Below are 10,273 nucleotides of genomic sequence, written 5' to 3'. Positions count from 1 at the left end.
GAAGAAGAAATAAGCGAAGTAGCAGAAGAGCCTATTACGGAAGAAACGACAGTGGAGTCAGCGGAGCAAGAAGAACTTACTACAGAAGAATTACTAGTAGGTGAAACAATCGAAGCGGAAGAACTTGCTACTACAGCGGAACATCTGGAGACAGAGGAATCTGCCGAGAGGGAAGAATCAACTGTAGAAGGTAAAGACGTTGAGCTAGTGGTAGAAGCATCTTCAACAATCGAAGACTCCGATATGCAAGAAGAAACTTCAATCGTAGAAGAATCTGTTATTCAAGAGGACTCCGAAAAGATAGAAGAATCATTTGAAGCTGAAGTATCCGAGGAAACAGAAGTAGCGGACGTATCACTAGACATAGAATCCGTGGTTGCTGCAGAGTTTGATGAAGTATCCGAAGCAGAAAGTTTCACACAAGAACAAACGGAAGAATTTGTTCAAGCTGATGAGCAAACAAAGCAAGCTGTACAAAGCTTTGCAGATGTACTAATAGAAGAAAAAGAAATAGAAGCTAAGAAACAGCCGGAAGTGAAAGCGGAGCAACAAGAAAAGGTGATTGAAGAGCCAAAACGTGAGAAGAAACGTTTCGTTCCGTTTAATGTAGTGATGTTGAAGCAAGATAAACAGATGTTAGAAGAAAAGCGTCGCGCTGCAATGGCAATGCAACCTGCTCAGACGCAACCTGAGCAAAAACAAAATATAGAGGTAGAAAAGCAACCAGTGCAAGAAGAAATGACGCACCGAGTTGTTGTGGAAACAGCGCAAGACGTTCGGAATGTTTTACAAGCGCCGCCGACATACGAGTTTCCACCATTAACACTTTTAAATATTCCAAGTCATCCCACGACAAATGCTGCTGAGTGGTTAGAGGAACAAAAAGAGTTGTTAAATACGACATTCCATAATTTCCATATTGGTGCAAAAGTTGTGAATGTGACGCAAGGACCAGCCGTTACTCGTTTTGAAGTACAGCCAGAGCCTGGTGTGAAAGTAAATAAAATTACGAACTTAAGTGATGATATTAAACTGAACTTAGCAGCTCGTGATATTCGAATTGAAGCGCCAATTCCGGGTAAAAGTGCAGTTGGAATTGAAGTGCCAAATAAAGAAAGTAAAGCTGTATTTCTTCGAGAAATTTTGCGAAGTCCAGTATTTACGAAAAGTGAATCACCGCTTACAGTCGCACTTGGTCTTGATATTTCAGGAGCACCGATTGTTACGGATATTCGAAAAATGCCGCACGGTTTAATTGCCGGATCGACAGGATCAGGAAAAAGCGTATGTATTAATGCAATCTTAACAAGTATTTTATATAAGGCGAAGCCGCATGAAGTAAAGCTGATGTTAATCGATCCGAAAATGGTGGAACTTGCGCCGTATAATTCTGTACCGCATCTTGTTGCACCGGTTATTACGGATGTAAAAGTAGCAACGGCAGCCTTAAAATGGGCAGTAGATGAGATGGAGCGCCGTTATGAATTGTTTGCACATGCAGGTGCGCGTGATTTAACACGTTACAATACAATTATGAATGAACAAGAAATTCCAGGTGAAACGTTACCGTATATCGTCATTGTGATTGATGAGTTAGCTGATTTAATGATGGTTGCACCGGGCGATGTTGAGGAAGCAATTTGCCGCATTGCCCAAAAAGCAAGAGCTTGTGGAATTCATTTATTAGTAGCGACGCAGCGTCCATCTGTAGATGTAATTACAGGATTAATTAAATCAAATATTCCAACGCGAATTGCTTTTACAGTATCATCGCAAGTAGACTCGCGTACAATCATTGATATTGGTGGAGCTGAGAAATTACTCGGACGCGGTGATATGTTATTTTTAGATAATGGAACGTCAAAACCAGTTCGTGTGCAAGGGGTATACGTTTCAGATGAGGAAATTGAAAAGTCTGTTGCGCATGCGAAACGTCAAATGAAACCAAATTATTTATTCCAGCAAGAAGACTTATTGGCAAAAACAGAACAACAAGAATCTGAGGATGAACTGTTCTTTGAAGCATGTCAATTTGTTGTAGAACAAGGGGGAGCGTCCACGTCTTCTGTACAGAGAAGATTCCGTATTGGTTATAATCGTGCCGCTCGTCTTATTGAGGAAATGGAAGCACAAGGGATTATTTCGGAAGCACGCGGAACAAAACCAAGAGATGTCCTTATTACAGAAGATGAATTTGCTGCGATGCAGGATATACATGTATAAGAAAAGGTTTTGCTGTATACTAAGAGAAAACGTTGGATAGTAAAGTAGGGAGTATAGCGACATGAAAGAAATCGAACTAAAATTACAAGGTGAAATAAATCGACTGACAAATAAGACGTTCAAGTTTGATGAGCGCGTTGGTGAAGGATGGTTTTCAGCCGTTTATTTCTTAAAAACTCGTGATATTATTAAAGAATTTCGAGCGGAAAGTGTTGTGACAATGCAATTTTTCCAAAAGGAACACGCTGTATTATGCGGAACAGATGAAGTACTTGCTTTATTACAAACATTTGCGGAGCATCCTGAAGAACTTGAAATTCACACTTTAAAAGATGGGGATAAAGTAAGTCCGTTTGAAACGGTATTAACGATTCGCGGGCCATATGAATATTTCGGTTATTTAGAAGGTGTTATTGATGGCATTTTAGGACGACGCACTTCTGTGGCAACAAATGTATATAACGTTGTTCAAGCGGCGCGCAGCGGTCAAACAGAAAAGCCTGTTATTTTCATGGGCGACCGTGATGATCATTACACACAACAAGCCGGTGATGGTTATGCTGCTTATATCGGTGGTATGAGCGCACAGGCAACGCATGCGATGAATGAATGGTGGGGCAAAAGCGGAATGGGAACAATGCCTCACGCTTTAATTCAAATGTTTAATGGTGATGTTGTAGAAGCAGCGAAAGCATATCATAAAAAGTTTCCAGAAGATGAGCTAGTCGTATTAATCGATTACAATAACGATGTCATTACAGATGCACTTCGTGTTGCTCGTGAGTTCGGATCAGAACTAAAAGGAGTACGTGTAGATACATCGCGTACGATGATTGACCAATATTTCATTCGTCATCCAGAAGTACTTGGCACATTTGATCCGCGCGGTGTGAATCCATCTCTAATCTTTGCACTTCGCAATGCATTAGATGAAGAAGGATTCCAGCACGTGAATATCGTAGTAAGCGGCGGCTTTGATGAAAAACGAATCCGTGAGTTTGAAACACAAAATGTTCCAGTTGACATTTATGGTGTCGGCAGCAGCTTATTGAAAATGAACATTGGCTTTACAGGTGATAACGTAGAATTAAACGGTAAACCAGAAGCGAAAGCAGGACGTAAATATCGTCCAAACCCGCGCTTAGAACGAGTTGAATTACAAGCAAGAGGAGACGCGGAGTAAAGTGAAACTTCCATCAGTGGGGGAGCTTTATCCCCCACTGATGGAAAGCCCTCACCAATCGGGCTTTTACGGGCAGTTATTCCCCCGCATATCTTCTTTAGAAAAGCGAAGTTGGACAATGATTCTATTTCAACCTTGACGTGGGAGTACTACTGCCCGTTAATGCGGGGTAAAGTGAAACGTCTTTGTTTCTCTCCAAATGTTAAGCGAGGAATAATCATTTTTAAACAATTGAATAAATAGAAAAGCTGGTAGGGAATTGACCCTATCAGTTTTTCTGTTATCATAGTATAACGGATTGTTTTTTGCTATAATAGGTTTGTTATGGGCTTATACGGGGGCTTGGACGTGATTATAAGCAATTCGAGATGATTACCAAAATAAGAAGAAAATCATATACTGTCTTATAGATAGACCGTTGGAATAGTTCGAAATGTTGGAGGTTCTTTAAGATGACAGTTTACCATTTTGTAGGGATTAAAGGGACAGGGATGAGTGCTTTAGCGCAAATATTACATGATATGAAGCATACTGTTCAAGGTTCTGATGTAGACAAACGCTTTTTTACGCAAACAGCGTTGGAAAAGCGTGGGATTTCTATCCTACCTTTTGATAAGAAGAATATTGAAGAAGGACAAGTGATTATTGCAGGAAATGCATTTCCTGATACGCATGAGGAAATTGAATATGCAAAAGAATTAAATTTACCTATTTATCGTTACCATCACTTTTTGGGCGATCTTATGAGTAAGTATACGAGTGTCGCTGTAACGGGTGCTCACGGAAAAACATCAACGACAGGTTTATTATCACATGTGATGCAAGGTGCTAATCCTACATCTTATCTAATTGGTGATGGAACAGGATTTGGAGCAGAAAGCAGTGAATATTTTACATTTGAAGCGTGCGAATACCGTCGTCATTTCTTGTCATATCATCCAGACTATGCAATTATGACAAATATCGATTTTGACCACCCTGATTATTTTGCAGACATTAATGATGTATTTAGTGCGTTCCAAGAGATGGCACTGCAAGTGAAAAAAGGGATTATTGCGTGCGGTGATGATGAAGAACTTCAAAAAATTCAAGCGAAAGTACCAGTTATTTTCTATGGATTGGGCGAGGATAATGATTTCCAGGCACGTAACATTCAAAAAAGAACAGATGGCACTGGATTTGATGTCTTTGTTCGTAATACGTATTATGGAACGTTCGAAATTACAGGTTATGGCAATCATAGCGTGCTAAATGCATTGGCGGTTATTGCCCTTTGTCATTATGAAAACATTGATGTTGAAGTTGTGAAACATCAGTTAACAACATTTGGCGGTGTAAAGCGTCGTTTCAACCAAAAGGTAGTAGGTGAGCAAGTAATTATTGATGATTACGCACATCACCCTACGGAAATTACCGTGACAATTGAAGCAGCTCGCCAAAAATACCCAGAGCGTGAAATCGTAGCAGTATTTCAGCCGCATACATTCTCTAGAACACAAAAATTCTTAGATGAATTTGCAGAAAGCTTACGTAAAGCAGATCAAGTATATTTATGTGATATTTTCGGTTCTGCACGTGAAAATAGAGGAGAATTAACAATTCAAGACTTGCAGCAACGCATTGATGGTGCAGAGCTTGTTACAGTTATGACGACAGAAGTATTAAAGAAACATAAAAACGGCGTACTTATTTTCATGGGCGCTGGTGATATTCAAAAGTTTGAAGCTGCTTATATAAAGGAAGTACAAGTGGCGGAGAAAAAATAAGAAAATGAAAAAGACGTGTAGAGGTGCACGTCTTTTTTTCGTTGGATGTTGTTGTTACCTGCACATGAAGATGAATATTTAGCAAAAACATTGGAGGAGATTGCAATGAATCAAGATCCAATTTTACAAAAAGCGATGAATAAATGGGAAAACATGAGTCATGACTCCTCATTTCGCCTTGCATATGAAGCGCGCGAAAGATTACTTTTAGATGAGCAAGCAAAATTAGCTCACGCACGTGAAGAAGGATTAGAAAAAGGTCGAGAAGAAGAAAGAAAAAAACTAGTTCGGGGCATGCATACAAACGGAATGATTTTAGAAGATATTTCAAAATTTACAGGTTTAAGTGTAGAAGAAGTACGACAGATATTACGATTTTGAGAAAATAATAATTGAAGATATATATACTTTCTATGCTTACACATGAATAGTAAAAAGGTTTGTCTAAAAAAGTGAATTTTTTGGACAAACCTTTTTTATTATTGACCTAGAGTCAACTCTAGGTTGTAAGATGAAGTTGTGGAAGGTAAGGGGGAGATATGATGTATACAATTGGCAAAGTTGCAGAGTTAACAGGAATGAGCATTTATACACTTCGTTATTATGAAAAGTTAGGATTAGTGCCGCCACCAAAACGAAATAGCGGTATTCGGCAATATACAGATGGAGATGTGCAGTTTTTGCAATTTCTATATTCTTTAAAACAAACGGGAATGTCATTAGAGGAAATTGCTGAGTTTGCGAGTGACGGTTGTATTTTAGAAGAAATTAAGCAAAGAAAAGAAGAAGTGCCGTCGAAAATAAAAAAACGCATTTCCATTTTAAATGATCATTTAAAAAAGATAGAAGTGCAAAAGAAACAATTAGAACGAGTAATTCAACTTACAGAACAAAAATTAGAGATTTATTATGATTTTTTAGGAGAAAAGTACTTGGAGGACGATGATGAGAAATAAAGTGTATCTACAGTTGCTTGGATTTGCATTATTTACTGGTGGAACATTTAATGTTTCAAAATATGCAGTACAATATTTTTCAGCTACTCACATTGCTGCATGGCGTTTTGGGGTAGCGGCGTTTGTTATGTTAGGTATGTTAATAATTAGAAAAAATTTAAAATGGGAAGAGTGTAAACAGAATATTGGTTACTACATGTTGCTTGGGATAGTTGGGGTATTTGGGTTTAATTTCTGTTTCTTTTTAGGAATGAAAAATACCGAGGCTATAAATGGTTCACTTATTATGGCTACGAATCCACTTGTTACAACGATATTAGCGAGGATGATTTTACAAGAAAAAATAATGAGAAGACAGGCAATTGGAATGGTATTTGGATTTCTTGGTGTGATTCTTGTGATTACACAAGGGTCATTATCTGTTATACAAAATTTATCTTTGTCCACAGGAGATTTGTTTATTTTATTGGGGAATATTTGCTGGGGGTTATATAGTGTATTAGGTAGAAAGTTTATTAAAAGTGGAAGTCCTATGCACACAACGACATATACGATGATTGTTGGAGCAATCGCTTTTATTAGCATTTCTTTTGTACAGAAAAATATAGTGCCAATCATGGATATTCCTCTCTTCGCTTGGCTTTCCATCTTATTTATGGCTATTGGAACGAGTGTATTAGGCTATTTATGGTGGAATAATGGGGTAGCTCAAATTGGGGCTGCTAAAACATCATTGTTCTTTAATTTCGTTCCAGTTGTAACAATGATTGTTTCTTTCCTCAACGGTGTAAACATAACTTCGGCACAAGTACTCGGAATGATTTTAGTAATTAGCGGTGTTCTTCTTTCTTCGGGATTTTTTGTATTACGTGTTAAAAAAAGTAGTATAAATCTGTAATTTTTATAACAATTTACAAATTAAGATGTTAGAATAATAAGAAAATAAAAAGGGGGATTTAGCAATGTTTACACTAAGAATCGATGATGAAATCCAATTACAATTGTTAGAAAAGCATCATAAAGATGAGTTGTACGAATTAGTGGACAGCAACCGAGAACATTTACGAGAATGGCTTCCGTGGGTCGATCGCACAAAATCAGCTGAAGGATACAATGAAATTTTACCAATGTGGCTGCATCAATTTGCAGATGGAAATGGTTTTCAAGCAGGTATACGCTATAAAGGAAAACTTGTTGGAATGGTCGGTACTCATCCGGTAGATTGGGGAAAGAAAGCGGCAAGTCTTGGCTACTACCTTGCAGAAGAAGCAAGCGGAAAAGGAATTATGACGCGAAGTGTAGAGGCTGTGCTCCGTTATGCTTTTGAGGTATTACAATTAAATAAAGTTGAAATTCATTGCGGGGTAAAAAATGTAAAGAGCCGTGCCATTCCAGAACGACTTGGCCTTCATTTAGATGGAATGATGCGTGATGGAGAATGGTTATATGATCATTATCACGACATCGCGGTATATAGTATGTTAGCGAGAGAATGGAAGGAAAGAAGCGTATAGAAGAGCGCTTCTTTTTTCTGAATTTATTAACAATTAATGGTATTATATGGATAAGAGGTGATGGAAATGGTATTTCACATAAAAAAGAACCCCATTATAATATTTGGTATGTTTCTGATGTTATTATTCATCGTAATTTCCCCTGCTATATCACTTATACTAAACGAACAAGGATGGCTAATGGCATTTGTAGCAGGAATCTTATGTCTAGCTGTAAATATTATTCAGATTTTAGACATATTTGTGTTTCAACATAAAATTATTAATGGTGAGCTCGTAACAGGATATTGGCTCATAAAGAAGAAAATTCCGCTTGCAAGCATTCGGGTGATTCGGTTTGTTGGAAAAAGTAAGAGAAATTTAGAAGTTACGTACGGCGATAATTTTGAAGTGCATATGATTACAATGCCAAAAGAGAAAGAAAAGTTCATGGAGCTACTTTTGCAAGGGAACCCTTATGTAAGAATAGAAAATTAAATATAAGGAGTAGCCGATGAAAAATATAAAAGTATTATTTTGTTTTGAAATGTTAACAGTTCTTATGGTTTGTATAAGAGGCTACGTCCGATGGGAATGGTCTCTATACATGTCAATTGGAGTAGGGGTTTTAGCGATCGTACTTCTCTATTATTTTCATTATCGATATGGAAAAAGCGAAGAAAAGAAATCTTTCAAGCAATAGAATATCAATATTCAACGGAGGGTTCTCTATGAGCATTCGTTGGCATGAGCCGAATTGTCGTCAAGATCATATGATTTTTGATACGCTTTGGGAAGCAGAAGAATGGGGATGTTCTATTAGTAACGATATGTATGCAGGAGTATTTAATGGATATACAACCCCGGACGAGAAAGTTGCCTATGTTTTAGCCTTTCACTTGGCCAGTATTGACCAATTTCATGTTCATACGGATACAGTTTGGCTTGGGGATAAAATGATGTATAAAGTATGGGTTACTCCATCTATTTAAGGTATGGGAATCGGGGCGGCTTTGTGTAGTGTTTTTTCAATATTAGGACTTATTTTACGCATTGCAGTAGTATATTGTGCTAAAGAGAACGAGATGAGCTTAGGACGAGAAATGATACTTCAAACTAAGTTCATTTTTCATAATTCGGAGGTTTTCACATGACTAGAATAGGGATCATTCGGCACGGAAGTACACCGTGGAATAAAGAAGGAAGAGCACAGGGGAGTTCCGATATTTCTCTTGATCAAGCTGGAATAGCAGATGCATATAAACTAGCAGGGCGTTTGCGTAAGGAAAATTGGAATTTCATATATTCTAGTGATCTATTAAGAGCAAAACAAACTGCTGAGATTATTGGAGAAAAACTTTTGGATATTCCTCTTTATATAGAAACTAGACTTCGTGAAGCGGGCGGAGGACAGATTGAAGGGACGACAGAAGAAGAGAGAATTTTAAAGTGGGGTAAGAATTGGAGAGAGCTGGATTTAGGGATTGAAAGTGCTAATAGTGTGATAGAGAGAGGTCTTTCGATTATTGACGAGGTTGCATCTAAACATGATAGCAAAAACATATTGATTGTTAGTCATGGTGCATTTATTAGACACATTCTAAAGGAACTAGTGCCTCACTTACATATGGAAGAGTCTCCGAAAAATACGTCCCTAACAAAACTTATTAAACTAGAGAATGGTTGGGATTCAGAGTTATATAATTGCACCGTACATTTAGACTAGGGCGTATGCTTTCACATTGAGCCTATCTGTGTAGAGATAATACAGTTGATCTATTTCGGAAGGTGGAATGTCAAGAATCGTTATCTATTTTCAAATACATGTTTATAAGCTGGATTTGAAGTATTGACTAAGAGGGGGTGTGAATATGTTTGCGAAAATGGCAGTAGATGTTTTGTTTAATCAACAAAAAATCTAAGGGGTTGTATCTCCGGCTGCACCCCTTAATAAAGGGAGAATAACATGAAACAGTTTTTTAATCACTTTTTAACAGGTCAAACAGTTATATTAAAACAAATGGAACAAAGCGACCTTGAACGCTTTGCTGAACTTGAAAATGAAAAAGGTGCGTTATTACTTGCAAATGACGATATTCCATTCCCGTCAACATCGGAAGATTATACGAAGTTTTTCAATGGTATTAGTGCTAAAAAGGAAGAGTTTATTTTTGGGATTTTTGAGAAGGAATCGAATGAACTGATTGGCTCATGCGGTGTTTTCGCAATCAATTGGAAAAATAGCACTTGTTTTGTTGGCATTTCTATCGGGACACAATGGCAAAATAAAGGCTTTGGTACAGATGCTATGAACACTTTGATTTCATTCATTTTTAATTACATTCACATTAATAAAATCAAACTGCAAGTGTTCAGCTTCAATGCCAATGCAATTCGTTCTTATGAAAAATGTTATTTTGTAAAAGAAGGCACTTTTCGCAATGAAATTTTTAGATTTGGCACATTTCATGACGTATATGTATTTGGCTTATTAAGAGAAGATTGGAACAACCTACAAATCAATTAAGTAAAAAGCAGTAGTTCAAGTTTTCTTGAATTACTGCTTTTTTTATTAATTGTTATAACATCAAAAAAAGATGTCAAAATTTGCTTTTCAAGTATATCTTCCTAAACCATTGACATTGATAATCA

The 10,273-nt window shown here is 37.4% G+C and carries 11 protein-coding genes and 1 pseudogene; all 12 read left to right on the top strand.

Annotation, left to right across the window (positions count from 1 at the left end):
- Positions 1–2,223: DNA translocase FtsK (locus tag BR72_RS19510; RefSeq protein ID WP_269320430.1), on the top strand; the 2,223-nt coding region annotated here is incomplete at its 5' end.
- A gap of 61 nt (positions 2,224–2,284) precedes the next feature.
- Positions 2,285–3,406, top strand: coding sequence for a nicotinate phosphoribosyltransferase (locus BR72_RS19505; RefSeq protein WP_035435848.1), 1,122 nt, complete (start codon positions 2,285–2,287; stop codon positions 3,404–3,406).
- Positions 3,407–3,858: 452 nt separating this feature from the next.
- A complete protein-coding gene (murC, locus tag BR72_RS19500) occupies positions 3,859–5,172 on the top strand; it encodes a UDP-N-acetylmuramate--L-alanine ligase (protein ID WP_035435846.1) in 1,314 nt (437 codons plus the stop codon).
- Between the two features lie 30 nt (positions 5,173–5,202).
- Positions 5,203–5,553: pseudogene (locus BR72_RS19495) on the top strand (Rpn family recombination-promoting nuclease/putative transposase); the annotation flags it as partial.
- A 161-nt stretch (positions 5,554–5,714) separates the two neighbouring features.
- Positions 5,715–6,128 (top strand): MerR family transcriptional regulator, encoded by a 414-nt coding sequence (locus BR72_RS19490; protein ID WP_035435843.1) that lies wholly within the window; start codon positions 5,715–5,717, stop codon positions 6,126–6,128.
- Positions 6,118–7,026 carry a DMT family transporter gene (locus BR72_RS19485; RefSeq protein ID WP_035435840.1) on the top strand — a complete coding sequence of 303 codons (909 nt, stop codon included), beginning with the start codon at positions 6,118–6,120 and terminating at the stop codon, positions 7,024–7,026. Before BR72_RS19490 ends, BR72_RS19485 begins: the two co-directional genes overlap by 11 nt.
- Positions 7,027–7,090: 64 nt before the next feature.
- On the top strand, positions 7,091–7,642 hold the full coding sequence (locus BR72_RS19480) for a GNAT family N-acetyltransferase (RefSeq protein WP_035435837.1): 552 nt from the start codon (positions 7,091–7,093) through the stop codon (positions 7,640–7,642).
- 66 nt (positions 7,643–7,708) lie between these two features.
- The gene (locus BR72_RS19475) at positions 7,709–8,119 is read left to right on the top strand and encodes a PH domain-containing protein (protein ID WP_035435835.1); all 411 of its coding nucleotides are present in this window, start codon (positions 7,709–7,711) and stop codon (positions 8,117–8,119) included.
- Between the two features lie 16 nt (positions 8,120–8,135).
- Entirely contained in the window at positions 8,136–8,324 is a 189-nt protein-coding gene (locus BR72_RS19470; protein ID WP_035435833.1) for a hypothetical protein, read from the top strand.
- A 28-nt stretch (positions 8,325–8,352) separates the two neighbouring features.
- Positions 8,353–8,613 carry a hypothetical protein gene (locus BR72_RS19465; protein WP_035435829.1) on the top strand — a complete coding sequence of 87 codons (261 nt, stop codon included), beginning with the start codon at positions 8,353–8,355 and terminating at the stop codon, positions 8,611–8,613.
- 158 nt (positions 8,614–8,771) lie between these two features.
- The gene (locus BR72_RS19460; protein WP_035435827.1) at positions 8,772–9,347 is read left to right on the top strand and encodes a histidine phosphatase family protein; all 576 of its coding nucleotides are present in this window, start codon (positions 8,772–8,774) and stop codon (positions 9,345–9,347) included.
- Between the two features lie 240 nt (positions 9,348–9,587).
- Entirely contained in the window at positions 9,588–10,148 is a 561-nt protein-coding gene (locus BR72_RS19455; protein ID WP_035435825.1) for a GNAT family N-acetyltransferase, read from the top strand.
- Positions 10,149–10,273 lie beyond the last annotated feature (125 nt).

The sequence above is a fragment of the Bacillus sp. UNC322MFChir4.1 genome, from assembly GCF_000746135.1.
Taxonomy (GTDB): domain Bacteria; phylum Bacillota; class Bacilli; order Bacillales; family Bacillaceae_G; genus Bacillus_A.
This window is presented reverse-complemented; position numbering and strand designations above follow the sequence as displayed.